We start from the raw sequence: 24,452 nt of genomic DNA, 5'->3' as shown, positions 1-24,452 counted from the left end.
CCCAGCCTCCATCCGCTGGCGATAAAACCGGACAACTCACGTGCTACCTAATCCGGACAACTCATCTGCTTACGACACCCCCGTCGACTTCCTCTTGGCAATGGGCCGGCCGGCTTGTATAGAGCCCGCCACTCCCAATCCAACCAGACAAGGACGACCCAATGGCGCTCGAACGCACCTTTTCCATGATCAAGCCGGACGCAACGCGGCGCAATCTCACCGGCGCTATCACCAAGATGCTGGAAGATGCCGGTCTGCGCGTCATCGCTTCGCGCCGCGTTTGGATGAGCCGCCGCGAGGCGGAAGGTTTTTACGCCGTCCACAAGGATCGTCCGTTCTTCGGCGAGCTGGTGGAATTCATGTCGTCGGCGCCGACGATCGTGCAGGTGCTGGAAGGCGAGAACGCCATTGCCAGGAACCGTGAGGTGATGGGCGCCACCAACCCGGCCAACGCCGCCGAAGGCACCATCCGTAAGGTGCATGCGCTGTCGATCGGCGAGAATTCGGTGCACGGTTCGGACGCGCCGGAAACCGCTGCGCAGGAGATCAAGTACTGGTTCTCCGACACCGAGATCGTCGGCTGAGCCGACCCTGACATTGTGACCGAAAAAGGCCGGCGGATTGCCGGCCTTTTTCATTGAAACGGATCGATCCGGCACTGCCGTTGAACCCTTGCCCGCGCTAAAGTCGGTCAGGCACAGGGAGCCGGCGAAGCATGACCAGCACCATTCCCGGCTTCTTCCAGGGCACCGAGATGCCATCGAGCGGCTGGTGGGAGGTGCTGTGGCCCGACCCCGGTGCCGTGCTTTCGTCAACGGGACTGAAGCCGGGCATGGAGGTGGCCGACCTCTGCTGTGGCGACGGCTGGTTTACGTTGCCCATCGCCAGGGTCGCCCGCCATGTCGTCGGCATCGATATCGATGCCGACCTGCTCGACGTCACCCGTCGCCGGCTCAATGAAAACGGCACGAGGAATTTCGATCTCGTAGCGGGCGATGCCTATGAACTCGCGAGCCTGATATCCCGCCCCGTCGATTTCATCTTCATGGCAAACGCCTTCCACGGCGTGCCGGACCGGCCACGGCTGGCGCGAGCCGTTAGCGAAGCGCTCGTCCCTGCCGGACGCTTTGTTGTCGTCAACTGGCATCAGCAGCCGCGTGAACAAACCACGGTGCTCGGCGAGCCCCGCGGACCGAAGACCGAATTGAGGATATCGCCGGAACAGACCATCACGGCCGTCGAGGCGGCCGGCCTCAAATTCATCGAGCTGGTCGAGGTGCCGCCCTACCACTATGGCGCCGTGTTCGAAAAAATGAGCGGCTGACCTCCGCCGACAGCCGTTTCACGGCATCAGCTCGCGGCGCTGAAACGCAGGATTTCGCGGCCGTTCCCGTCGGCGATGGTCAACTTGCCGGCACCGACTTTATACGAAGCCGCCTTTGCCAGAGCCTCGAACAGCGCCTTTTCCTCCGCCATCACCTCGGGCGCGCAGGCCTTGTAGGTCGAGCCGATGTCGCTGATCGCGATCTTCTGGCCATCGAGGTTGGCGGTGGCAAAATAGCTGTTGCAGGGACCGTTGCCGCCGGCCTTGCCTGCTTCACTCACCCGGAATGTCGCTTGCGGCGCGGCGATGGCTACGCCGTCGACATAATCGAGAAGCCAAAGCTGATCGAGAACGGAAGCAGTGGGCTCGGGGCTTGGCGTCACCATCTTGAGCATGATGGTTTGCGGCGCATCGGTCAGCGGATCGACTTGATGGCGCTCATCCGAGATGAACAGGAGCCTGTCGCCGACGGTGATGCGGGCCTGCAACGCATAGGTCATCCGCCGCTGGATCCGGGACGGATCGAATTTGACCGTAAAACTGATCGGCACCTGGCCTGCCGGCGTCAGCTTCTGTTCGCCGACGATTTTGGCGGGCGCATCGGCCAACGAGACATCGGCAAGCTGGACCGAGAGCACGGCATTGGGCGGCAAGGCGATGCGCTCGCGGTAGGTCACCTCGCCTTTCAGGGCTTTTTCGGCGGCCACGGAGAGTTCCGGCACGGCCAGTATACCGACGACCAGAGGCACGAAACCGAAGACGAAGAACTCCGCTATCCTGTCCAGCACGACCATCTCCCTTCCCCGGGCTGGCCACAGCCCAGGCTGACCAACAACGAATTGGCCAAAGGATTGCGGTCAATGCGTGGCTGATGCAAAATTATTCGGACGGTGGCCTTTTCCAGCGCCCTGCCGCCTGCTCGTCTTTCTCCTTGGCCTCGACCCAGCCGCCCTCGGAGCCGTCGGCATGATGCTCCTTTTTCCAAAAGGGAGCCTGCGACTTCAGATAATCCATGAGGAAATTCGCCGCCTCGAACGCGGCTTGCCGATGCACGGAGGCCGCCACCACCAGCACGATGTTCTCGCCTGGCCGGATCTTGCCATGACGGTGGATGGCGGTGATGCCCTGCAGCGGCCAGCGCTGAACCGCTTCGGCCGCGATGCGGGCGATTTCGGCCTCTGCCATACCCGGATAATGCTCGAGCTCAAGGGCCGAGAGCGTCCCCTGCTCGTCACGGCACAGGCCCGAGAAGGTGACCACAGCGCCGATGTCGGCGCGGCCTTGCGTCAGTCTGGCGATTTCGGCGGCGACGTCAAAATCCTGCGCCTCGACGCGCACGACAGGTACGACCGCGCCGGCCATCTCAGCCCCCGGTCATCGGCGGAAACAGCGCGATCTCGCGCGCGCCAGATATCTTTTCGCCGTGCTCGACATGTTCCTGGTTGATAGCGACGCGGATCACGTCGGGATATTGCAGCGCATGGTCGTATTCCTCGCCGCGCGACTTCAGCCAGCGCAAGAGGTCCGCGACCGTCTCGACGCCATGCGGCAAGTCCACGTCTTCGTCCGGCTTGCCGATTCGCTCCCGCACCCAGGCGAAGTAGATGAGCTTCGTCATCCTATTCGTCCATGATGTGCTTGAGGCCGGCGCGGAAATAGTCATAGCCGGTGTAAAGCGTGACCAGGGCCGCGATCCACAACAGCACCAGGCCGGTCTGTGTGGTCAGCGGAAAAATCTTGTCGCCGGCCGGACCGGCGAGCAGGAAGGCGATAGCGACCATCTGGATGGTGGTCTTCCATTTGGCAAGCTGCGTCACCGGCACGGAGACCTTGAGCGCCGCCAGATATTCGCGCAGGCCCGAAACCAGGATTTCGCGGCACAGGATGATGATCGCCGCCCACAGCGACCAGCCGGCAATGCCGGCATGGCGGTCGGTGTCGGCGGCAAGCAGCAGCAGGCATGTCGCGACCAGCAGTTTGTCGGCAATGGGGTCGAGCATCTTGCCGATGTTCGAGGTCTGCTTCCAGGCGCGGGCGAAATAGCCGTCGAAATAATCGGTGATGGACGCCAGCAGGAAAATGATCAGCGCCGACCAGCGGGCGAAGTCGCTCGACTTCAGATGTCCCTCGAGGAAAAAGCACAGCACCACCAGCGGCACCGCGATAATGCGGGCGTAGGTGAGGATGTTCGGAAGGTTGAACGCGCGCTGAGCCATATCCGGGGGAACTCTTTCTGCCTGCGTACTCAAATCAGAAGCTGATGTAGGGGGTCAACAGGCCAAAATCGATTGGCCAGCAAAAATAGGCCAATCTTGTCATCTCGCGGGCTACGCCGCGCCGCTCCTTGCTTCGCCCGGGAGCCGACGGTCGCTTTCGGGCGACATGCATCAGTTCTCGTGGAAATGGTTGTAAACCAGTCTGGCCACCTGCTCGGAAATGCCTTCGACCTTTACCAGGTCCTCGATTGCCGCGCGACCGACCGCCTTGGCGGTGCCGAAATGCATCAGCAGCGCCCGCTTGCGGCTGGGGCCGATGCCGCCGATCTCGTCGAGCGGGCTCTTGACCATCTCCTTCTTGCGGCGGGCCCGGTGCGAGCCGATGGCGAAACGGTGAACCTCGTCGCGTAGGCGCTGGACAAAATAGAGCACCGGGTCGCGTACCGGCAGCGAAAACGAGTCCCTGCCCTTGACGAAGAAGCGCTCGCGGCCCGCGTCGCGGTCCTGGCCCTTGGCGATGCCAATGGCCACGACCCGGTCCTCGATGCCGAGATCGGCGAGGATCTTGCGCACGGCGCTCATCTGGCCCTGGCCGCCATCGATCAGGATGACGTCGGGCCAGGCAGGGAAGCCGCCCGACATGTCGCCCTCATCGCTGTCCGCCTCGCCTGCCGCGGCATCGTTGGGCGTCACATCGCCATGCTCCTTGAGCAATCGTGAAAAGCGCCGCTCCATCACTTCGCGCATCATGCCGAAATCGTCGCCGGGCGTGATCTCGGTCGAGCGGATATTGAATTTCCGGTACTGGTTCTTCACAAAACCTTCCGGCCCGGCGACGACCATGGCGCCGACGGCGTTGGTGCCCATGATGTGCGAATTGTCGTAGACCTCGATGCGCACCGGCGGCTTTTCGAGCCCGAAGGTCTCGGCGAAGCCGGCGAGCAACCTGGCCTGCGTCGAGGTTTCGGCCAGCCGACGGCCGAGCGCCTCGCGGGCATTTTGCAACGCGTTGTCGGTCAGGTCCTTCTTCTCGCCGCGCTGCGGCACCGAGATCGATACTTTGCGGCCGGCGCGGGTCGAGAGCGCCTCGGCCAACAGTTCCTGGTCCTCCACGGCGTGCGACAGCAGAATGGCGCGCGGCGTCGGCTTGTCGTCATAGAACTGCGCCAGGAACGAGCCCAGCACCTCGGCCCCTTCCAGCGCCGGATCGGCCTTCGGGAAATAGGCGCGGTTGCCCCAGTTCTGGCCGGTGCGGAAGAAGAACACCTGGATGCAGACCTGGCCGCCCTCCTGATGGATTGCGAAGACATCGGCCTCGTCGACGGTCTGCGGATTGATGCCCTGGTGGCTCTGCACGTGCGAGAGTGCCGCCAGCCGGTCTCGATAGATGGCGGCGCGCTCGAAATCGAGGTCTTGCGAGGCCTGCTGCATGGCGGCCGAAATCTCGGTCTTCACCTTCTGGCTGCGGCCGGAAAGAAAATCCTTCGCCTCGGCAACCAGCTCGGCATAGTCGCTATGCGAAATCTCGCCGGTGCACGGACCGGCGCAGCGCTTGATCTGATAGAGCAGGCAAGGCCGCGTGCGGTTCTCGTAGAAGGAGTTGGTGCAACTCCTCAGGAGGAAGGCGCGCTGCAAGGAATTGATGGTGCGGCCGACCGCGCCCGCGGAAGCGAAGGGGCCGAAATAATCACCTTTGCGCGAACGCGCGCCGCGATGCTTGTAGATGCCGGGCGAGACATGGTCGCCCGTCAAGAGAATGTAGGGAAACGACTTGTCGTCGCGCATCAGCACGTTGAAACGTGGCCGCAGCCGCTTGATGAGGTTGGCCTCCAACAGCAGCGCCTCGATCTCGGTGCGGGTGACGACGAACTCCATCGTCGCGGTCTCGCGCACCATGCGGCCGATGCGGTTGGTGTGGAAGCGGCCTTGCGCGTAATTGGTGACGCGCTTCTTCAGGCTGCGGGCCTTGCCGACATAGAGCACGTCGCCATTGGCATTCATCATGCGGTAGACGCCCGGCGCATTGGGCAGCCGCTTGACCAGCGTCTGGATCACTTCGGCGCCGACCATGCCGTCGGCATCGCCGGCATGCGGCGTCCAGTCGATGGCGGTGAAGGCGACGTCCGGGCCGGCCGGTTCGACGATCTCCTCCGCCGCCTCGTCCTCGAGGTCGATTTCGGGTGGCAGATCGTCGGCGCCGCCACGCATCTTGTGTTTCTGCTCTGCGGGACTCATTCCGTCATGCCTGTCACATCAGGTGTGCGCCATGCAAGATGCTGGCCGCCATCAAGCGCGATCATCTGCCCGGTAACCGAGCGGGCTTCCCAGAGATAGCGGATTGTGGCGCCGAATTCCGGCAATTGCGGGCCGCGTTTCAAAATGAGACCGGCGAGTTGCGCGGCAAAGTCACTGTCGTCCTGGTGCGCGTTCTTCAAGGTCGGGCCAGGACCGATGGCGTTGACGCGGATGCGCGGGCCGAGCGCCTGCGCCATCATCTGGGTTGCCGTCCACAAGGCGGACTTCGACAGCGCATAGGAGAAGTAGCGCGGCGTCGGCCGCCAGACACGCTGGTCGATCATGTTGACGATCAGCCCCTCCTGCCCGTCCGGCAGGGCCCGGGCAAAGTTCTGCGTCAACAGTGCCGGGGTCTTCACATGAATGGCGAAGTGGCGGTCCCAGCCCTGCCAGTCGAAATCAAGAACCGAATCGTCCTCGAACAGCGAAGCGTTGTTGACGAGCAGCGAGATCGGCCCGAGCGCGGCTTCGGCGCGGCCGACCAGGTCGCCGACCTCGGCCATATCGGTCAGATCGGCGGCGACCACGGCGGCGTGGCCGCCGGCGCGGTTGATCCGCTGGGCAAGCGCATCCGCGTCGTCGCGCGAGCGGTTGCAGTGAATGGCGACGGCAAAACCGTGGGCGGCGAGATCCTCGACAATCGCGCTACCGATCCGTTTTGCCCCGCCCGTCACCAGCGCCGCGGTGGCTTTGCTCATCTGTTGTCAATCCTCGGTTTCGGCACGAAGGAGGGCGCCGGCAAATTATGGCCCGCCACCCGTTAAATGGCGTTCGCAGCTGCGGCAACATTGTGGCGAAACGGCCGGTTCGGCATCTCGAGCCGGCCGGCAATGAGCCGGCCTCAACACAATATAGGAGGCTGGACTCCTTGCACCAAGCCACCTGCGGTGCAGCACGGCCAATCTGCTGACATTTCGCTGTTGCGAAGATGCAACGCCAAATTTCTGCCTCATTCGCGCCGGGGAATGACCCAAGTTCAGGTTCGCTTCAGCCGTATTTCGACACGACATTTGGAACCGACGAACGCCAGATCCGTTTCACCCCCCGGACGGGTTGATGGGCGATCGTAAGAACAAGCCTGTGTCCTGTGGCTTAAGGAGTAAACAACAATGCAAGCCAATCTCAAATTCGCACGGCCGCTGGCCGTAGCGCTCGGGCTCTTCGCCCTCGGTGGAACTGCCTATGCCGCCGATGTGGTCCAGGAAGAGCCGCCGGCGCCTGCCCCGGTCGCCGAACTGCCCGTCGCGTCCTGGGCCGGCCCCTATGCCGGTCTTAATCTTGGCTATGGCTTCAGCGGCCGTACCAAGGAAAAGGATTTCGACGTTGAAACCGATACCAAGGGCTTCATCGGCAGCGTCTTCGGCGGCTATCAGTGGCAGCAGGAGAACTTCGTCTACGGCGGTGAAGCCGAACTCGGCTACAACGGCGTCAAGGGCGACGATAATGGCATCGATTCCAAGGCCGGCTTCGAAGGCTCGCTGCGTGCCCGTCTCGGCTACGCTGTGACCCCGGAAATCCTGCTCTACGGCACCGGTGGTCTCGCCGGCAGGAGCCTGAAGGTGGAGGACAGCGTCCTCGGCGCCAGCGACCGCGCCACCATGATCGGCTGGACCGCCGGTCTTGGTACCGACATCAAGCTGACCGACAATGTGTTCGGCCGCGTCGAATACCGCTACACCGACTTCGGCAGCAAGGACTTCGATGGCATTGGCAAGGTCAAGGCCACCGACAACCGCGTCACCTTCGGCGTCGGTATGAAGTTCTGAGTCGTTCAAGCCACGACACGAAGAAGCCGGGCCTCGCGCCCGGCTTTTTTATTGTCGGCCGCTCACGCGGGAACGCAGGGTTTCAGGTCCGGGAATTTCTCATCGAAGCGCGCGGCCCAGCGGACCAGCCGGTTGCGGCCTTTTTCCCATTTCCCGGCGAAACGCAGCGCCAGGTAGCCAAGGCAGGCGCGCAGCGCCATCTGGCCGGCGGTGATCTTCTTCGGCAGTTTCGGCGGATTGGCGTTGAGTAGATCGAGCGCGGCGGTGATCTTCGCCCACTGGCGATCGAGCCAGGGCTGGTAGACCATCTCCTCGGGCCGCGTGCGGCGCTCATAAACCATCGACAGCGCACAGTCGCAGATGCCGTCCGCCAACGCTTCCAGCACTTCCGCTTCCAGCCGCTTGTCGGGATTGCGCGGAAACAGCGCGCTCTTCGACATCCGGTTGAGCTGCTGGGTGATGGCTCGGCTGTCGTGGATCGAGCGGCCGTCGTCGAGCACCAGCACGGGGATCTTGCCCAGCGGATTGGCGCCGATCAGTTCGGCCGGCTTGTCTTCGGTCTTGACAGGCGCCAGGTCGACCGCGATGCCGGCATAAAGGGCCGCCATTCGTACCTTGGAACTATAGGGGGACGTGGAGGCGTAAAGCAGCTTCGGCATGATCGGGTTCCTGTTGGCAGCCCGTCACTGTTGACCGGGCGCCCTTCCCCGCGCAACAGCCAGAAGCGGAAAAACCAGCCGCCAGCAGCCGGCGACCACTCCTGCATGCCTTGGTCTCTTGTACGCCTTGATCAGGATGCGCCACATGGTGACGGCGGCAAACTCCGACAGGCCGACAAGACCAACGATCGTCCCGTCGCCGCGTGATGGCGCGGGCAACAAAAGCCCACCGGACTTCGCCCTGCGGCGAAGTCCTGGGAGCTGCGAAAGATATCTGGCGTCCGCCCCTCTCGTTGCGCCCCAATGCCAGAGCAGAGGGCGAGGCCTCAACGGCACCTGCCCTCATTTCTGCCGACACGGTCCCCGGCGCGAAGAAACGTGACTACTTCTTCGCGCCCTTCGCCGGCGCTGCTTTCTTGGCGGCTGGCGCCGCCTTCTTCACCGGTGCCGAAGACTTCGCCGCGGCAGCCTTGGCCGGGGCTGCCTTCTTGGCAGCGGGCTTGGCCGCGGCCTTGGCAGCCGGCTTCCTGGCCGGAGCGGCTTTCTTTGCCGGAGCGGCCTTCTTGGCCGGTGCAGCCTTCTTTGCGGATGCGGCGCTGGCCTTGGCGGGCGCTGCCTTCTTCGCCGCCGGTTTCGCGGCTGTCTTGGCTGCCGGCTTCTTGGCCGGTGCCGCCTTTGCCTTCGGCGCTGCCGCCTTCGGCTTGGCAGCGGGTGCCGCTTTCTTGACCGCGGTCGCGGCTTTCGCCGCCGCCGCTTTTACAGGTGCTTTCTTTGCCGGTGCCTTGGATGCCGGCGCTTTTGATGACTGCTTAGCCATGCGATGCCCCTTGCGTTATGCCGACGACCGTTAATGGCCCGGCGTGTCATGCTTATCTGACTCGCGCCTCGCTAGCCAGCGAAGCAATGATATGATTTTCTCAGCTTAAATTTTCGTTGCGATCGACACATGATCACACTCATCATCGCAAAAATATGGCGTTATCTTCCGATATCGCCAGCAATTTGGCATCGACATTCTCGATGCGCTGCGTGGGCGCGCCTGCCATGAAGCTGCAAAGATCAGCAAGCAGCTTCGCGCATTGATCTTCGGCCGCGAATATCATGAGCTGCGGCTTATAGAGAATGATCATCTTTTGCAGGCGACCGGTCCCTTCGGATTACAAGTGCAATGCGATGCGCCGATCTGGAGATCACCTTGTCAAGCCTGGCTTCATCACTGAATTGACAGATTACTCTGTATGCCAGAGTATTCTGACAAGTGTGTTCGATGTCGTTCACAAAGGCGAATGGTTAGTACTGCCCGAGGCTGCAGAGCCGTAGGGTGACAGCTCAAGGTCCGCAGCATTGGAGCCATTGATGAGTGCCGACGACATCATCCATCAGGGTACACGGCTCAGGATCATGGCCGCCCTGAACACGCTGGAAAGACGCGAGGCGCTGGAGTTCACGCAACTGAAAGCCATGATCGAAACCACCGACGGAAATCTCGGCGCGCATCTCGATACGCTGGCCAAAGCGGGCTACGTCGATGTTGAAAAGCTTTTCGTCGGGCGGCGGCCGCGGACACGGATCAAAGCAACGACGATCGGGCGCCGCGCTTTTCGCGGTCACGTTGCCTTTCTTCGAAAGATCATCGGTGAAGCCGAGGCGACGCGAGGCAGGAAATAGCACTGCGATTGGGCAGAAATTGTCGGCGCGTGCCGCGCGGCACATATTTTCGTCAGGGCCGATACCCCGAGTCGCAGAAAAGGCCCGCGGCTTGAGCCGCAGGCTCTAACGAAATCGAGACTGGAAACCGCCCGCTACCGCAGGATGCGGCAGCGGCCGTTGTAGACCATCCAGCGGTCGAAGCCCGAGACGCAGAATTCGACATTGTCGCCGATCGAGGCAAAGCCCTGGCCTTCCTCGATCAGGTACCAGATGGCGCGGTCGCGGCCATCTGACAGGGCGACCGTGGCGCCGCAATAGCGCCGGCCGATCGGCCATTCCTCGCTGGCCGGCAAGTAGCGGTGCTGGTGGATGCGGTGGAAATCGGTGATCGCGACATCCGGCAGGTGCGGGACGTGCCGCACCTGATAGGAGAAGCGGCTGGTGATCTTGTTCAGCACCCAGGCTTCGCCGCAAATGCCGCTGTCCTCGTCAGAATAGACGGCAAGATCGGCGGCTTGCGCCGCCTGGGTGAAGCCAAGCGATGTGCCAAATGGCGTGCAGAGCGAGATCAGGGCGGCAAGGGCGGAGCGGGCGAAGCGAGTCATGGCAGCCTCTCAAGGTCGATTGCGCGCACTGTGCGGGATTCGCCGGGCGGCGGTCAAGCGATTGCATTGACAATGGTTTCCAGGGCGTGGCCGCCGACTTTGGCCGCCGGCCATCAGCCGGGGCGCGCCGCCAGCAGCAGCCCGCCGATAACGGCGATGTTGACCAGGAAGGCGGACCTCAGCGCCTGCCTTTCCGGCCCGTGATGGCGCCAGAAGGGCAGGACGAGCAGGTTCGCCGCCACCGTGAACAGGATGAGCGCGCCGGCGGCATAGGGCACCGCGGCGCCGATGGCGAGGCAGAAGCCGGCCACCAATTCCAGCGGAGCGGAGCCGGGCCGGCCGCAGACCCGCTTTAACTGTTTGTCTTGGCGCATCTGTAAGGACGCCGCTCGCAGCCTGCATCCCGCTGCTACTCCCCTGCCAGCCAGTTCAGCGTCCAGTGCGCCGGCTTTTCCAAGACCAGCAATTTGTGCAGGGCCGGCAGGAGAATGCGCAATTCACCTTCCAGCGTGAAAGGCGGGTTGGCCACGACCAGGCCGCTGCCGTCGAGGCTGGGCTCTTGCGACGCGGGCCGGATTTCGAATTCGATGTCGAGCAATTTCGGAACGCCGGTTTCCTTCAGTGCCTTGCGGAAGCCAATCACCGCCTTGCGGTCCTTGATCGGATACCACAGCGCATAGATGCCGCCCGGCCAGCGCTTGTGCGCCTTCGCCAGCCCGTCGACGAGGCGGCCGAACTCGCCCTCTTCCTCGAATGGCGGATCGATCAGCACCAGTCCTCGCTTTTCCTTCGGCGGCAGGTGTGCGCCGAGCGCCAGCCAGCCGTCGAGCTCGATCACCCTTGTCTGGAAATCGCCGGCGAATTCCGTCTTCAGCTTCGCGACATCCTTCGGGTGCAGCTCGATCGCCGATAGCCGGTCCTGCTTACGCAGAAGGTGCCGCGCGACCAGCGGCGAGCCCGGATATTTTTTCAATGGACCGTCTGCGTTGCACGCACGCACCGCGTCGAGATAGGGCGCGAGCAGCATTGCGGCCTGGGCTTCGGGCGCGGCATCGACCAGCCGGCCGATGCCGCCTTGCCATTCGCCGGTCTTCTGCGCCTCGAGCGAGGACAGATCGTAGCGGCCGATGCCTGCATGAGTGTCGATGACGCGGAACGCCTTGTCCTTCTGCTTCAGATATTCAAGCAGCCGCGTCAGCACGACGTGCTTGACGACGTCGGCAAAATTTCCGGCGTGATAGGCGTGGCGATAGTTCATGTGGAACCCCTGCCCCAACGTGGCGGCGGTGGCTGTGAATTCGGATTTTGCGGCCGGCCGCCGGCAGAACGCAAGGACAGCAGGAAGCCGATCAAGCCGATCGCCATCAGCGCGAAGCCAACCGGTCGCGCACGGCTGTCGGTCTCGCCCACACCGGAGCGCAAGACAAGATCGACCGCGCGTATCGGGATGTCGTCGGCGTCGCCGGGACCGACGGTGAAGACATAGGGGCCGGGGCCGACGGTCCGGATCACGCCAGCCTCATCGCGGAAGATCTTGTCGGGCAGTTGCGGGCTCGCCTGACGCGGATTGTCGGAATGATTGAACTGAAGCGTCGAGGCAAGCACCGTGCGGCCGCCGGAGGCGGCTGTCAGCGTCAGCACCGTGCGCTGCTGCGAAACGATGCGCTCGGCCCTCGCGGTCAAGTCGACCAGCACCCTGACCGGCGCATCGCGCGCGGCAAGCGGCACCGTGACCTGCCTGAAGCGGCCGCCCTCATAGACCCGCCAGCTGCCGATCTGGTGACCGGAGAAATTAGTCATCGCCCATGGATAGATGGCGCCGACGCCGATGCCGGCGAGCAGGATCAACAGGAACAGAAAGCGCATTCAGGGAATCACCTTGTAGTCGGACGTTGCCGGACAATTAGGCTGCATTGGCGCTGTCGCGCAGGCGCTCCATTTCGTCCAATAGCATGTCGAGGCCGAGTTCGAATGTCTTGTCGAAACCGCCGGTGCCGAAATAGGTCCCGGCCGCCATGACACTGGGGAAATCCTTCGCCAGTTGCTCGTCGTCGACGGTGGTCACCGCCGACGGGCCCTTGGCGTAGCCCGCGGTCTCGTCGAGGATCGCGCCCATGAGATAATAGCTGGCGGTGCGAAACAGCCTGGCGCTGAGTTCCGGGCCGAAACCGCCAGCCTCGAACAGGCCGATGACGCCGTTCAGCATAGCAAGGCAAGGCGGCGAATTCATCCGGTAGACGACAAGGAATGGCGCAAAGGCCGGGTGCTCCCTCGCAACACGGCGAAACTCATGCATGACCATCCGAATCCTGTCGCGCCACGGCATGCTGTCGTCGGGGATAACCATCCCGCTGACCTGGCGATCGACCAACGCCTCATAGAGGTGCGCTTGCGAGGGGAAGTGATGATAAATGCTCATCGCCTCGCAGCCGAGCACGGCGGCGAGCTTGCGCATCGAAAAACCGGAAAGGCCCTCCTTCTCGATCACCTCGAAAGCGGCATCCTCGATCATCTCGCGGGACAGCCGTCCGCGTGCTCGCTTTTTTTTGATCGATGAGTCCATGGCCGCGCTTGACAACTTACAGCGTAAGGTTCATTTTTCACTTCACCTTACACAGTAAGGCTAACAAAGACCAGAGGAGGAAAACATGTCACACCATCGCATTGCCAAATCCGTGCATTCGTCCCTCCATCGTGCGTTGGCTCTAACCGCCGTGGCCTGCGTCCTCGCCGCGGCCCCTGCCTATGCCGACGACTACGATGCAACCATAAAGGACATCCAGTCGACCATGGGCGGCGTGCCGAGCTTTGTGAAGCAACTTCCCAAAGCCGGTCTGCCCGGCGCCTGGGCCGAGGTCAAGGCCATCGAACTCAGCGACAAGACGGCGCTGCAGCCAAAGGTAAAGTCATTGATCTCGCTGGCAGTGGCGGCGCAGATCCCGTGCAACTACTGCATCTGGTCGGACACGCAAAACGCCAAGCGCGCCGGCGCTACCGATGAGGAAATCCAGGAGGCGGTGGCGATGGCGGCGCTGACCAGCCATTGGAGCACCATCTTCAATGGCATGCAGGTCGATTTCGACACGTTCAAGAAGGAAATGGGCGGGCAGTGAAACGACACCCGCGGTGGTCCGCGCCTGCGGGCCACCGCAGAACTGCCCTCATCCGACAGCCATCATCTTCGCCTTCGATTGTCATCCAGCGGGAAATGCCGCATTGAAAGTGCAATCGCAAAGCATGGACGAGGCCGCAAATGGCGCCGGTCAAGGTCGACCCCGACAAGGTGCACGAATTCGAGGACGCCGAGAGCTTTTATACCTGGCTCGGTGAACATCATGACAGGGAAACCGAGGTCTGGATCAAAATCCACAAGACCGGCTCGGGACTGAAGTCGATCTCGGCAAAGGAGGCGATCGAGGTCGTGCTGTGCTGGGGCTGGATCGACGCGGTGCGCAAGGGGCTCGACGACAAGAGCTTCCTGCAGCGTTACACGCCGAGGACGAAGAAAAGCATCTGGAGCCAGATCAACATCGACAATGTCGCCCGGCTGATCGACGACGGCCGGATGACGCGGCATGGGCTCGCCGAGGTCGAAGCCGCCAAGGCCGATGGCCGCTGGGCGCGTGCCTATGCCAGCGGCAAGGACATGAAAATTCCCGATGACCTGCAGGCCGCGATCGATGCCGAGCCAGAGGCTCGGCAAATGCTCGAAAAACTCAGCGCGCAGAACCGCTTCGCGCTCGCCTTCCGTATCCACAACATGAAGACCGAAGCCGGGCGCAGGAAGAAGATCGAGACTTTTGTCGAGATGCTCAAACGCGGCGAGACGATCCATCCGCAGGGGAAGAAATAAGGCTGCTCATGTACGAGCGACAGGTTTCTTCCGGCTCGATGATCGCGACCCCACATACCAGCAGGGTAGCGATCAGCCACCGGTGACGTCCCTTAGGCTTTGCGCTCCCAGCGGCGGTCGGGCGTCTGCTGCCAATACGTCACCGCGTGGCCGGCGTCTTTCATCGTCTTCCAGTGCCCGCGGGCGGCCTCGACCTGGGCCGCATCGTGGCCGTCGAACAGGAACACGGCGCGCTCGTAGCCGCCAAGGTCCGGCGGCGCAGCGCCGTCCACCAGGAAGCGTATCTGCGCCGCGTTCGGGTTGCCTTCGCCGGTGGTCAAAAGGATCGGCTGTTCAGCGGGATGGGCTTCGCGATCAGTGGCGTGCGCGAGGAAGGAATCGTCACGGAACGTCCACAGATGCTGGTCGAGCGCGTCGCGCCGCTCCTCGGTGCCTGTCTGCACCACGGCGCGCCAGCCGCGATCGACGCTGCGCTCAAGTAGGCCGGGCAGCGCATCCTCCAGCGTCGATTCGGTCAGGTGATAAAACAGCACGTCGGCCATGGGTCCCGATCAGCTCTCGTAGTGATCGCGCACGAGCCGGTCGAGCAGCCGCACGCCAAAGCCGGAACCCCAGGACTGGTTGATTTCGTTCGACAGCGCCCCCATGGCAGTGCCTGCGATGTCGAGATGCGCCCAGGGCGTGTCCTTGACGAAGCGCTGCAAGAACTGCGCGGCGATGATGGCGCCGCCATAGCGGCCGCCGATGTTCTTCATGTCTGCATTCTTGGAATCGATCAGCTTGTCATATTCGGGACCGAGCGGCATGCGCCACAGCCGCTCCTGCGTCGACTGCCCGGCTGTCGCCAGGCGTTCCGCCAGTTCGTCATTGTTGGAGAACAGGCCGGCATAGTGCTGGCCGAGCGCGACCATGATCGCGCCGGTCAACGTCGCCAGGTTGACCATGAACTTCGGCTGGAAGCGGTCATTGCAGTACCAGAGCGCGTCGGCCAGCACCAGGCGCCCCTCCGCATCGGTGTTGAGCACCTCGATGGTCTGGCCCGACATCGAGGTAACGATGTCGCCGGGACGCTGCGCATGGCCGTCGACGGCGTTTTCCACCAGCCCGATGATGCCGACGACATTGGCCTTCGCCTTGCGGGCGGCGAGCGCATGCATCAGTCCGGTCACCGCCGCGGCGCCGCCCATGTCGCCCTTCATGTCCTCCATGCCGGATGCCGGTTTCATCGAATTGCCGCCGGTGTCGAAGGTGACGCCCTTGCCGATGAACGCGACGGGGCTGTCCTTGGCCTTGCCGCCGTTCCACTGCATGACGGCCATGCGGGCGCCGCGCGGCGAGCCCTGCGCGACTCCGAGCAGCGACCCCATGCCGAGTTTCTTCATTTCCTTCTCGGCCAGGATCTCGACCTTGACGCCGAGGGCCTCCAGTTCCTTGGCGCGGGCGGCAAACTCGACAGGTCCCAGGACGTTCGCCGGCTCGTTGACGAGGTCACGTGCCAAAAGCACGCCGTCGATCACCGCCTCGGTCTCGGCGAAGGCCTTCTTCGCACCCGCCGGATCGGCGGTGTGGATGGTTATCTTGGCCGGCTTTTTCGGCTCGGCCTTGTCGCCTTGGCCATCGTCCTTGTCTTTCCTGGTCTTGTACTTATCGAAGGAATAGCTGCGCAGAAGAATACCCGCGGCAAGGCTGGCCGCCTGCGCACCGCTTGACGAGGCGCCGACCACGTCGAGCACCACCGCCACGTCCGTCGCCTTGCGTAGCGACCCCGCGATGGTGCCTCCAAGCTTCGTCCAGGCGTATTCGTCGAGCCCGGATACCTTGCCGGCGCCGATCGCGACCAGCCTGTCGAGCGAGCTTGCCTGTGGCGTCAGCACTTCCACCACGCTGGCGAACTTGGCCGTGAATTCGGCCACAGGGAAGGCCCGTTCCAGCGTCTTGCCGGGATCATACGCCGCGGCGGTTTCGCTCAGGCCACCATCATCCGCCGCCAGCACGAAGACCGTCCCCCTTCTGTTCGCGGCGGTCTGCGGCGCGGCGAATTTTGCGAAGGCGATCGAGGGTCTCTGGTTCATCATGTCCTGCTTTCGGGGAATGCGCGGCTCGCGCGAAGCGGTTGGGAGCGATCCGCGACATTTGGTCGTTTTCCGGCATTTGGCAAGACTTTGCCAAACGGGCTCCCCATATGGCACATGAATCGACGGCGATTCGTCGCGGCACGGCTCCGCTTTTTGGCCGCAACCTGTTGTTAACCATCGATGTTCGCCCTTTCTTATCCAATCCCGCCGACACTCCGGCCCAACGTGGCGCGCGATGTGGGACGGGAACCGGATCGTCTGCCTGACAGAGCCCGACGCAGCCAGTTGTGCGGGCGTCGCCGGACGGCTACCCTTATCCGGTGGCATGATGCCGTTCGAGAAAATTGAGAAAAGCCTTCATGAAGGTCGTTGAACGCTACATCATGCGCCGCGCTTTCGTGGTCTTTATTGCAGCGCTGGCCTGGACGCTGGCCATTGTCTGGACGACGCAGGTGCTGGCCAAGATCGACCTCGTCACCGACAGCGGCCAGTCGGCGCTGACCTTCTTCGAGGTTGCGGCCCTCATTCTTCCCTCGATCATTCCGATCGTGGTGCCCTTCGCGCTCGTGGTGGCGGTTGCCCAGACGCTCAGCGTCATGAATTCGGATTCGGAGCTCGCCGTCGTCAACGCAGCGGGCGCCTCGCGCTGGACCATCGTGCGGCCGATCATGATTCTCGCGGCCGCGGCCAGCGTCTTTTCCTTCGCCGTCGACAACGGCATCGACCCTTACGCGCGCCAGAAGAACCGGATGCTGGTGGCGGAGTCACGCGCGGATCTTCTGTCGCTGATCATCCAGGAGGGCACATTCCGCAAGATCGATGATGGGCTGTTCCTGCAGATCGGCGAGCGGCTTCCCGACAACCGGCTGGGCGGCATCTTCGTCGCGGATTCGCGCGAGGAAGGCGTCAACCTCGTCTATTATGCCAAGACCGGCAGCATCGTCGAACGCGGCGGCGAAAAGGTGCTGATGATGAATGACGGTGTCATCCATCGAAAGACGCTGACCGGCGACCTCTCGGTTATCCGCTTCACCTCCTATGCCTTCGACATGTCGGCCTTCATGGCGGCAGCGTCGGAGGTGACGCTGATGCCAAAAGACCAGACGACCCAGTACCTGCTCAACCCGAGTGCCAACGACAAGGTCTACCAGCAGCGCCCGAACGAATACCGGGCGGAGGTCGACCAGCGATTCTCGGAATGGCTCTATTCCATGGTCTTCGCGCTGATCGCACTGGCGGTCGCCGGAGACGCACGCTCGCATCGCGAGGCGCGCGTCAATCCGCTGATCACGGCCATCGCGATATCGCTGTTCGTGCGCTGGCTGGGCTTCTTCGCCGCCAGCAAGGCCGACGAGGTCCCGCAATATGCGTATATGGTCTACGGCGTGCCCATCGTGTCGTCGGCGGTGGCAATCTGGTTCATCGCATCCAACCGGACGATGGAACTGCCAGTGGCCTGGGCAGATTGGCTGACGAATCTCGCAAGCCGGATGGCTGACGCCTGGAATGCCGTCAAGCTGCGCCTCTCCAGGCGCAGCGCCTCGGGCCAGGGGGTCAGCTGATGGGCTGGACGCTGGGACGCTACTTCTTCTTCCGCTATGTCACGATCACCGTGTGGTTCTTCATCGGCCTGCTTGCGCTGGTGTTCCTGATCGATTTCACCGAGCTTTCCGGCCGCACGACCGGCCTGCCCGGCTTCACCTATGGAACGGCGCTGGCCATTTCCGGACTCAGGATGCCGATGATCATGCTGCAGACCGTGCCGTTTGTCGGTCTCTTCTCGGCGATGGCGACGCTGGTCTCGCTCAACCGCAGGTATGAACTGGTCATAGCGCGCTCAGCCGGCGTTTCGGCCTGGCAGTTCCTTCTGCCGTGCTGCATCGGAGCGCTGTTGTTCGGCGTCCTGTCGGTCGGTCTCATCAACCCGCTCGCAGCGCACGCCTTTTCCTGGTCCGAACAGATCGAAACCCAGTTGCGCTCGGGCAAGTCGAATACGGTGTCGGCCGACGCCGCGCCCTGGATCCGGCAGAAAACCAGCTCCGGAGACACCATCATCGGAGCGCGCGCCATCCTCAACCAGGGCCTGGAGATGGCTGACGCTGTCTTTTTCATCCTCGACCCGCAAGGCGATATCGTCGAGCGCAAGGATGCCGCGCGCGCCTACCTGCGGGACGGCTACTGGGAATTGCAGGACGTCAAGACCTTCAGGAACGGCACCATCCAGCCTGCGGCAAACGATCGCGTGCCGACCAATCTGAAGCCCGAATTCGTGCAGGAGCGGCTGGCGCGCCCGGAGACCATTCCATTCTACGATCTGCCGGGAAAAATCGAGGTTGCCCGTTCCTTCGGCCTCAAGGCAAATGCCTTTGCCATGCAGTTCGATTCGCTGGTGGCGTTGCCGTTCCTGCTCGTCGCCATGACGCTAATTGCGGCAACAGTTTCAATGCGATTTGCGAGGATGGGGCAATCGGCAACGATGATTCTGGGTGGCGTCGTTGCCGGGTTTCTGCTTTATGTCGTTTCGGTGCTGGTGAAGGCATTCGGCGTGGCGGGGTTCGTGCCGACTGTCGTAGCTGCCTGGGTGCCGGTCGTGGTAGCTATGTTCTTCGGGGTGACTTTCCTGCTATACAAGGAAGACGGCTAGTGAGGGAGGCCTTTTTGCCCAGTAACAGGCAGGCCGGTTTGGCGCGCCTTTATGCGGCGACCGCCTTGGCATGCCTGTTTGCATGCGCGGTTCCGCTGCCTGCGATCGCGCAGGATGTCGGCGACATGGCGACCAAGGTGCCGTCCGGCTCGCAGATGCTGCTGGCGGCCGATACGCTGGTCTATAACAACGACAATCAGACCGTGACCGCCGTCGGCGGCGTGCAGATCGACTATGGCGGCAACCGACTTGTCGCGCAGAAGGTCGAGTACAACCGCAACACCAAGCGCATGGTCGCAAGCGGCAATGTCGAGGTGATCAACAGCGACGGCACCAAGATCAATTCGGATCATATCGACATCACCGACGACTTCGCCGACGGTTTCGTCAACGCGCTCCGCGTCGAAACCATCGACAAGGCCTATTTCGCCGCCGAAAGCGCCGAACGCATGGGCGGCGTGCTGACCACCTTCCACAATGGCGTCTACACTGCCTGCGAACCGTGCGAGGACAAGCCCGACAAGGCGCCGACCTGGCGTGTGAAGGCCAGGAAGATCATCTGGAACGGCGAAAAGAAGACGGTCCGCTTCGAGAACGCGAATTTCGAATTCTTCGGCTTCCCGCTAGCCTACCTGCCGGCGTTCGAGATCGCCGACCCGACGGTGAAGCGCAAGAGCGGCTTCCTGATCCCCGGCATCGTCTTCAAAAGCGATCTGGGCGTGGGGGTGAAGGTCCCCTATTATTTCGCGCTCTCGCCGACCTACGACCTGACCGTCACCGGCACCGGCTTTACCAAGCAGGGCTTTCTCGGTGAGGCCGAGTGGCGCCAGCGCTTCAACAATGGCGAATACAGCCTGAAGATCGCGGGGATTCAGCAGCGAGACCCCGACGCCTTCATCGACGCCGCCGGCCGCAATATCGATTCGGGCAAGGCTGGCGATCCCAACAAATTCCGCGGCATGATGGGCACACAAGGCCAGTTCGCCATCAATTCGCGCTGGAATTTCGGCTGGGACGTGCTGCTGCAGACCGACAAGAACTTCTCGAATACCTACGCCATCGACAAATACAACGGGTACGTTCACCAGTCGTCGGTTTACCTGACGGGGCTCGACGGCCGTAATTATTTCGACCTGCGCGCCATGCATTTCGAGGTGCAGGAAAACACGCTCGACAGCAGCATCGCTGCGCGAAGCGGCCAGCAGCCCTGGGTGCTGCCCTCGCTTGACTATGCCTACATTCCGGATACATCGGTCGCAGGCGGCCAGCTGTCGTTCAACGTCAATTCGCGCGTCATCCGCCGCGATGACCTCGACGAGACCTATTTCACTCCCTACTTCCCCCCTTCAGGCACCCAACGTGTGCGCGGCATCGAGGGCGAAGCCGGCCGGCTCACCGCCCAAGCCGAATGGAAGCGGTCATTTGTCACCGATGACGGGTTGGTGCTGACACCCTTGCTGGCGCTGCAGGGCGACGTCGACTATGTCAACGCGTCATCAGCTTCACTCGCAGCCGTCAACCAGATGGCGACGAATTTGGGCGAGCAGGATGACATGCGCTCGTCTTTCGCCCGCTATATGGCAACCGCCGGACTCGAGATGAGCTGGCCGCTGCTGTTTTCGATGGCCAGCGGCTCCAGTCATGTGTTCGAGCCGATGGCGCAGGTCTTCCTGCGCCCGAACGAACAATATGTCGGCGGCCTTGCCGTCCCGAACGAAGATGCGCAGAGCATGGTTTTCGACGCGAGCACCCTGTTCGAGCGCGACAAGTTCTCCGGCTATGACCGCATCGAAGGCGGCTCGCGCGCCAATGTGGGCCTTCGCTATTCCGGTTCCTACATCAACGGCTGGGGCACCAACGCCATCTTCGGCCAGTCCTACCAGATCGGCGGCGAGAACTCCTTCGACGCGCCGGACCTGGTCAATGTCGGCGCCTATTCGGGCCTCGAAAACACCAAGTCGGACTATGTCGGCCTGTTTGGCGTCAGCAGCCCGAACGGGTTCGCCGCCTCGGTCAGCGGCCGTTTCGACGAGCAGAGCTTCGAGGTTCGCCGCGCCGAGGTAAAGGCCGCCTATTCCGGCCTACCGGTGTCGCTGAGCGCCAAATACGCCTTCATCCAGGCTCAGCCGCTCTATGGTTTCACCACCGACCGCCACGAGGTCACGCTCGGCGCGTCCACGCATCTTGCCGAGAACTGGCGCGTGTTCGGGACGGGAACCTATGACCTCGAGGAAAGCCTGCTGGTCAAGGACGGGGTCGGTTTCGCCTACAATGATTCCTGCTTCACCTATCTGATGACGTACTCGCAGTCGCGCGACCTGCACACCAGGGAGGTGACGCAGAGTGTCGGCTTCAACCTGTCGTTCCGCACCCTCGGCGATTTCGGATCGTCGAGCAGCGCCTTCGACACCACCCAGTAGTCCGCGACATCGTTTCGCCGCATAGGGCTGGCAGGGACTTCACAAACCCCGAAGAAGGATGAAGTTGGGCGGGACCGGGATAGAATTGGGATGTTTGCGATGAGGAAATACCTCTTTTCAGCAGGGTTGGCGCTGCTTGTGGTGGCGACATCCGTGTCGATGACCGTCATCACGCCGCCGGCTTTCGCCAGCGAGATCAAGTACGTCGTCAACGACATACCGATCACCAGCGGCGACATCGCGCATCGCGCCGCCTTCCTCAAGCTGCAGCGCAAGAAGGGCGACGCCGGCCAGGAAATGATCGATCAGACCTTGCGCATGGCCGAAGCCAGACGGCTTGGGATTCACATCAGCGACGCGCAGGTCGAGGCCGCGTACCAGCGCTTTGCCTCGAGCAACAAGATGCAGCTCAGCCAGCTCGACGGCGTCATGGAAAAGTCCGGCGTCAGCAAGGGCCATTTCAAGGAGTTCATCCGCGCCCAGATGGCCTGGAATCAGGCCTTGAGCGCGCGGTACCGTTCCGGCGAGGGCGGCAGCGTGACCGAGCAGGACGCGGTCAGGCGCATGCTCGACAAGGGCGGCTCCAAGCCGAGCGCCACTGAATACATGCTCCAGCAGGTCATCTTCGTCGTGCCAGCGGCCGAACGCAGCGCGACGCTGGGCAAGCGCAAGCGCGAAGCCGACGCCATGCGTGCCCGCTTCAATGGCTGCAACACGACGCGGCAGTTCGCCAAGGGCCTGATCGACGTCACGGTTCGCGATCTCGGCCGGGTGCTGGCGCCGCAACTGCCGCCGGACTGGGCCGAGCAGATCAAGGCCACCAAGGTTGGCGGCGCCACGCCTACCCGCCAAACGGAGCGCGGTGTCGAGTTCATCGGCATCTGTTCGTCGCGCGAGGTGTCGGACGACAAGGTCGCCCAGATGGTGTTCCAGAGCGAAGGCTCCAACGACAAGGCGGCCGACGATCTCAGCAAGAAATATGTCGACGAGCTGAAGGCAAAAGCCCGCATCGTCAAGCGCTGAGGTGGACAGGGCGATGCGCGCGCTGGCGTTGAGCGTCGGCGATCCTTCCGGCATCGGGCCGGAAATCGCGATTGCCGCGTTTCTGGCGCGTACCGCCGCGGCCCTTCCGCCCTTCTATCTCCTCGCCGATCCCGCGCTGATCGCCTCGCGGGCGCGCCGCCTCGGCGTTTCGCTGCCTATCGAGGAAACGACGCCAGCGCAGGCAAGCGAGGTCTTTGGCCGCGCACTGCCGGTCGTTGCGCTGGCTGCCCGCTTCATCGACAGCCCCGGCCAGCCGGACCCGGCCAATGCGGCGGGCATCATCGAAGCGATCGATCGGGCGGTGGCCGCCAGCCTCGCCGGCGACGCCGCGGCCGTCGTCACCTGCCCGATCGCCAAGAAGCCGCTCTACGACGCCGGCTTCCGCTTTCCTGGCCACACCGAATATCTGGCGTATCTGGCGGCGCGCCACAGCGGCGTGGAAGCGATGCCGGTGATGATGCTGGCAGGCCCCGACCTGCGCACCGTTCCCGTCACCATTCACATCGCGCTGGCCGAAGTGCCGAAGGCGCTGACCACAGACCTGATCCTCGCCACGACGCGGGTCACCGCCGCCGACCTCAGGGACCGCTTTGGCATCGCCAACCCACGGCTCGCCATCGCCGGCCTCAACCCGCATGCGGGCGAGGATAGCTCCATGGGCCTGGAGGACCAGCGCATCATCCGACCGGCGATCGAGATCCTGCGAGCCGAAGGCATCGACGCGTTCGGGCCGTTGCCCGCGGATACCTTGTTCCATGCCCGGGCCCGGGCCGGCTACGACGTGGCGCTGTGCATGTATCACGACCAGGCGCTGATACCGGCCAAGGCGCTGGCCTTCGATGAAGCGGTCAATGTCACGCTCGGCCTGCCCTTCATCCGCACCTCGCCCGACCACGGCACCGCCTTCGATATCGCCGGCAAGGGCATCGCCCGGCCCGACAGCCTGATGGCGGCGCTGCGGCTTGCACGGCAGCTGGCCGACACCGACGCCAAACTTGTCACGCAATGAGGCTCAACTCATGAGCATGGATGGGCTGCCGCCGCTGCGCGAGGTCATCGAGCGCCACGGTTTGCAGGCAAAGAAGGCACTGGGCCAGAATTTTCTGTTCGACCTCAACCTGACCGGCAAGATAGCGCGCGCCGCCGGCAGCCTGGCGGAGACGACCGTAATCGAGGTCGGCCCCGGCCCTGGCGGGTTGACAAGGGCCCTGCTTTTCAACGGCGCGCGCAAGGTCGTCGCCATCGAGCGCGACGAACGCTGCCTGGCGGCCCTCGCCGAGATATCGGCCCATTATCCCGGACGGCTGGAGGTCGTTTCCGGCGACGCTCTGAAGATCGACTTCCCGACGCTTGCCGCGACCGCCGGAGACGGCGGTCCGGTCAGGATCGTGGCCAACCTGCCCTACAATATCGGCACGGAACTGCTGGTCCGCTGGCTGACCGTCGCGGATTGGCCTCCCTTCTATGCCTCGATGACCCTGATGTTCCAGCGTGAGGTGGCCCAGCGTATCGTCGCCGCGCCTGGCAGCGAAGCCTATGGCAGGCTCGGCGTGCTGGCGGGGTGGCGCACGCAGGCCAGGATAGCGTTCGACGTGCCGCCCCAGGCGTTCACACCGCCGCCCAAGGTGACCTCCTCCGTGGTCCATCTCGAGCCGCGTGTGACACCGCTATGCGCCGACGTGAAAAAACTCGGCCGCGTCACGGAAGCCGCCTTCGGCCAGCGCCGAAAGATGCTGCGGCAGAGCGTGAAGAGCCTCGGCGGCGAGGCCCTGCTCGAACGCGCCGGGATCGACCCGACCCGGCGCGCCGAGACGCTCGATGTCGAGGAGTTCGTGCGGCTGACCAATGCGGTGTAATGCCGCCGGCCGTGGAAGCGCGGCGCAATCCGATCCTTGTCGGGC

At 63.2% G+C, this 24,452-nt stretch carries 28 protein-coding genes; 12 read left to right on the top strand and 16 right to left on the bottom strand.

Going from position 1 to position 24,452, the window contains the following annotated elements; genetic code table 11:
• Positions 1 to 161: 161 nt before the first annotated feature.
• Complete coding sequence (gene ndk, locus FJ942_RS03645; RefSeq protein ID WP_010915217.1) at positions 162 to 584, top strand: nucleoside-diphosphate kinase; 423 nt, start codon at positions 162 to 164, stop codon at positions 582 to 584.
• A gap of 131 nt (positions 585 to 715) precedes the next feature.
• Positions 716 to 1,324 (top strand): class I SAM-dependent methyltransferase, encoded by a 609-nt coding sequence (locus FJ942_RS03640; protein WP_140738121.1) that lies wholly within the window; start codon positions 716 to 718, stop codon positions 1,322 to 1,324.
• Positions 1,325 to 1,350: 26 nt separating this feature from the next.
• On the opposite strand, the gene FJ942_RS03635 is transcribed toward FJ942_RS03640, so the two are convergent.
• The 6 genes from FJ942_RS03635 to FJ942_RS03610 all read right to left on the bottom strand — a co-directional run bounded on the left by FJ942_RS03635 (position 1,351) and on the right by FJ942_RS03610 (position 6,533).
• Positions 1,351 to 2,118 carry a YbaY family lipoprotein gene (locus FJ942_RS03635; protein ID WP_246679643.1) on the bottom strand — a complete coding sequence of 256 codons (768 nt, stop codon included), beginning with the start codon at positions 2,116 to 2,118 and terminating at the stop codon, positions 1,351 to 1,353.
• A gap of 85 nt (positions 2,119 to 2,203) precedes the next feature.
• The gene (locus FJ942_RS03630; protein ID WP_140517865.1) at positions 2,204 to 2,686 is read right to left on the bottom strand and encodes a molybdenum cofactor biosynthesis protein MoaE; all 483 of its coding nucleotides are present in this window, start codon (positions 2,684 to 2,686) and stop codon (positions 2,204 to 2,206) included.
• 1 nt (position 2,687) lies between these two features.
• Positions 2,688 to 2,942 carry a molybdopterin converting factor subunit 1 gene (gene moaD, locus FJ942_RS03625; protein WP_140520631.1) on the bottom strand — a complete coding sequence of 85 codons (255 nt, stop codon included), beginning with the start codon at positions 2,940 to 2,942 and terminating at the stop codon, positions 2,688 to 2,690.
• A 1-nt stretch (position 2,943) separates the two neighbouring features.
• Positions 2,944 to 3,540 (bottom strand): CDP-diacylglycerol--glycerol-3-phosphate 3-phosphatidyltransferase, encoded by a 597-nt coding sequence (pgsA, locus tag FJ942_RS03620; protein ID WP_140494400.1) that lies wholly within the window; start codon positions 3,538 to 3,540, stop codon positions 2,944 to 2,946.
• A gap of 171 nt (positions 3,541 to 3,711) precedes the next feature.
• Entirely contained in the window at positions 3,712 to 5,775 is a 2,064-nt protein-coding gene (gene uvrC, locus FJ942_RS03615) for an excinuclease ABC subunit UvrC (RefSeq protein ID WP_140520632.1), read from the bottom strand.
• On the bottom strand, positions 5,772 to 6,533 hold the full coding sequence (locus tag FJ942_RS03610) for an SDR family oxidoreductase (protein ID WP_140520633.1): 762 nt from the start codon (positions 6,531 to 6,533) through the stop codon (positions 5,772 to 5,774). The genes uvrC and FJ942_RS03610 overlap by 4 nt, the downstream gene beginning before the upstream one ends.
• Positions 6,534 to 6,944: 411 nt before the next feature.
• Here FJ942_RS03610 and FJ942_RS03605 point away from each other — a divergent pair, with 411 nt between their 5' ends.
• The gene (locus FJ942_RS03605; RefSeq protein WP_140494406.1) at positions 6,945 to 7,601 is read left to right on the top strand and encodes an outer membrane protein; all 657 of its coding nucleotides are present in this window, start codon (positions 6,945 to 6,947) and stop codon (positions 7,599 to 7,601) included.
• A 62-nt stretch (positions 7,602 to 7,663) separates the two neighbouring features.
• Here FJ942_RS03605 and FJ942_RS03600 read toward each other — a convergent pair whose 3' ends face one another.
• From FJ942_RS03600 to FJ942_RS28415, 3 genes are all read right to left on the bottom strand, one after another.
• Positions 7,664 to 8,260, bottom strand: coding sequence for a glutathione S-transferase family protein (locus tag FJ942_RS03600; RefSeq protein ID WP_140494408.1), 597 nt, complete (start codon positions 8,258 to 8,260; stop codon positions 7,664 to 7,666).
• Positions 8,261 to 8,642: 382 nt separating this feature from the next.
• Positions 8,643 to 9,077 (bottom strand): histone, encoded by a 435-nt coding sequence (locus FJ942_RS03595; RefSeq protein ID WP_140897225.1) that lies wholly within the window; start codon positions 9,075 to 9,077, stop codon positions 8,643 to 8,645.
• Positions 9,078 to 9,219: 142 nt separating this feature from the next.
• Positions 9,220 to 9,390: a hypothetical protein gene (locus FJ942_RS28415; RefSeq protein ID WP_181167200.1), complete on the bottom strand. Its 171-nt coding sequence runs from the start codon at positions 9,388 to 9,390 to the stop codon at positions 9,220 to 9,222.
• Between the two features lie 226 nt (positions 9,391 to 9,616).
• Here FJ942_RS28415 and FJ942_RS03590 point away from each other — a divergent pair, with 226 nt between their 5' ends.
• The gene (locus tag FJ942_RS03590; RefSeq protein WP_140494412.1) at positions 9,617 to 9,928 is read left to right on the top strand and encodes a transcriptional regulator; all 312 of its coding nucleotides are present in this window, start codon (positions 9,617 to 9,619) and stop codon (positions 9,926 to 9,928) included.
• 134 nt (positions 9,929 to 10,062) lie between these two features.
• Here the strand turns inward: FJ942_RS03590 and FJ942_RS03585 are convergent, their stop codons facing one another.
• The 5 genes from FJ942_RS03585 to FJ942_RS03565 all read right to left on the bottom strand — a co-directional run bounded on the left by FJ942_RS03585 (position 10,063) and on the right by FJ942_RS03565 (position 13,078).
• Positions 10,063 to 10,515, bottom strand: a complete 453-nt coding sequence (locus FJ942_RS03585) for a hypothetical protein (protein ID WP_140494414.1) — start codon at positions 10,513 to 10,515, stop codon at positions 10,063 to 10,065.
• 113 nt (positions 10,516 to 10,628) lie between these two features.
• Positions 10,629 to 10,889 carry a DoxX family protein gene (locus FJ942_RS03580; RefSeq protein WP_181165134.1) on the bottom strand — a complete coding sequence of 87 codons (261 nt, stop codon included), beginning with the start codon at positions 10,887 to 10,889 and terminating at the stop codon, positions 10,629 to 10,631.
• A gap of 35 nt (positions 10,890 to 10,924) precedes the next feature.
• The gene (locus tag FJ942_RS03575; protein ID WP_140494416.1) at positions 10,925 to 11,773 is read right to left on the bottom strand and encodes a 23S rRNA (adenine(2030)-N(6))-methyltransferase RlmJ; all 849 of its coding nucleotides are present in this window, start codon (positions 11,771 to 11,773) and stop codon (positions 10,925 to 10,927) included.
• Positions 11,770 to 12,381, bottom strand: coding sequence for a hypothetical protein (locus FJ942_RS03570; protein ID WP_140555734.1), 612 nt, complete (start codon positions 12,379 to 12,381; stop codon positions 11,770 to 11,772). The genes FJ942_RS03575 and FJ942_RS03570 overlap by 4 nt, the downstream gene beginning before the upstream one ends.
• Positions 12,382 to 12,418: 37 nt before the next feature.
• Entirely contained in the window at positions 12,419 to 13,078 is a 660-nt protein-coding gene (locus tag FJ942_RS03565) for a TetR/AcrR family transcriptional regulator (RefSeq protein ID WP_140494420.1), read from the bottom strand.
• An 85-nt stretch (positions 13,079 to 13,163) separates the two neighbouring features.
• Between FJ942_RS03565 and FJ942_RS03560 the strand changes: the two genes are divergently transcribed.
• Entirely contained in the window at positions 13,164 to 13,628 is a 465-nt protein-coding gene (locus tag FJ942_RS03560; RefSeq protein ID WP_140897224.1) for a carboxymuconolactone decarboxylase family protein, read from the top strand.
• A gap of 140 nt (positions 13,629 to 13,768) precedes the next feature.
• A complete protein-coding gene (locus FJ942_RS03555; RefSeq protein ID WP_140520638.1) occupies positions 13,769 to 14,368 on the top strand; it encodes a YdeI/OmpD-associated family protein in 600 nt (199 codons plus the stop codon).
• Positions 14,369 to 14,460: 92 nt separating this feature from the next.
• On the opposite strand, the gene FJ942_RS03550 is transcribed toward FJ942_RS03555, so the two are convergent.
• Both FJ942_RS03550 and FJ942_RS03545 read right to left on the bottom strand, forming a co-directional pair.
• Positions 14,461 to 14,910, bottom strand: a complete 450-nt coding sequence (locus FJ942_RS03550; protein ID WP_140494426.1) for a DNA polymerase III subunit chi — start codon at positions 14,908 to 14,910, stop codon at positions 14,461 to 14,463.
• Positions 14,911 to 14,919: 9 nt separating this feature from the next.
• On the bottom strand, positions 14,920 to 16,440 hold the full coding sequence (locus FJ942_RS03545; RefSeq protein ID WP_140520639.1) for a leucyl aminopeptidase: 1,521 nt from the start codon (positions 16,438 to 16,440) through the stop codon (positions 14,920 to 14,922).
• A 362-nt stretch (positions 16,441 to 16,802) separates the two neighbouring features.
• Here FJ942_RS03545 and lptF point away from each other — a divergent pair, with 362 nt between their 5' ends.
• The 6 genes from lptF (at position 16,803) to rsmA (ending at position 24,407) form a co-directional block, all read left to right on the top strand.
• Entirely contained in the window at positions 16,803 to 18,005 is a 1,203-nt protein-coding gene (gene lptF, locus FJ942_RS03540) for an LPS export ABC transporter permease LptF (protein WP_140494430.1), read from the top strand.
• On the top strand, positions 18,002 to 19,087 hold the full coding sequence (gene lptG / locus FJ942_RS03535) for an LPS export ABC transporter permease LptG (protein WP_181165175.1): 1,086 nt from the start codon (positions 18,002 to 18,004) through the stop codon (positions 19,085 to 19,087). The genes lptF and lptG overlap by 4 nt, the downstream gene beginning before the upstream one ends.
• On the top strand, positions 19,087 to 21,507 hold the full coding sequence (locus tag FJ942_RS03530) for an LPS-assembly protein LptD (protein WP_181169795.1): 2,421 nt from the start codon (positions 19,087 to 19,089) through the stop codon (positions 21,505 to 21,507). Before lptG ends, FJ942_RS03530 begins: the two co-directional genes overlap by 1 nt.
• Before the next feature lie 90 nt (positions 21,508 to 21,597).
• The gene (locus tag FJ942_RS03525) at positions 21,598 to 22,530 is read left to right on the top strand and encodes a peptidylprolyl isomerase (protein WP_181165136.1); all 933 of its coding nucleotides are present in this window, start codon (positions 21,598 to 21,600) and stop codon (positions 22,528 to 22,530) included.
• Between the two features lie 13 nt (positions 22,531 to 22,543).
• Complete coding sequence (gene pdxA, locus FJ942_RS03520) at positions 22,544 to 23,560, top strand: 4-hydroxythreonine-4-phosphate dehydrogenase PdxA (protein WP_181169793.1); 1,017 nt, start codon at positions 22,544 to 22,546, stop codon at positions 23,558 to 23,560.
• Between the two features lie 10 nt (positions 23,561 to 23,570).
• Positions 23,571 to 24,407, top strand: coding sequence for a 16S rRNA (adenine(1518)-N(6)/adenine(1519)-N(6))-dimethyltransferase RsmA (gene rsmA / locus FJ942_RS03515; protein WP_140728199.1), 837 nt, complete (start codon positions 23,571 to 23,573; stop codon positions 24,405 to 24,407).
• Positions 24,408 to 24,452: the final 45 nt, after the last annotated feature.

This window comes from Mesorhizobium sp. B2-4-2 (assembly GCF_006442845.1).
Classification (GTDB): domain Bacteria; phylum Pseudomonadota; class Alphaproteobacteria; order Rhizobiales; family Rhizobiaceae; genus Mesorhizobium.
This window is presented reverse-complemented; position numbering and strand designations above follow the sequence as displayed.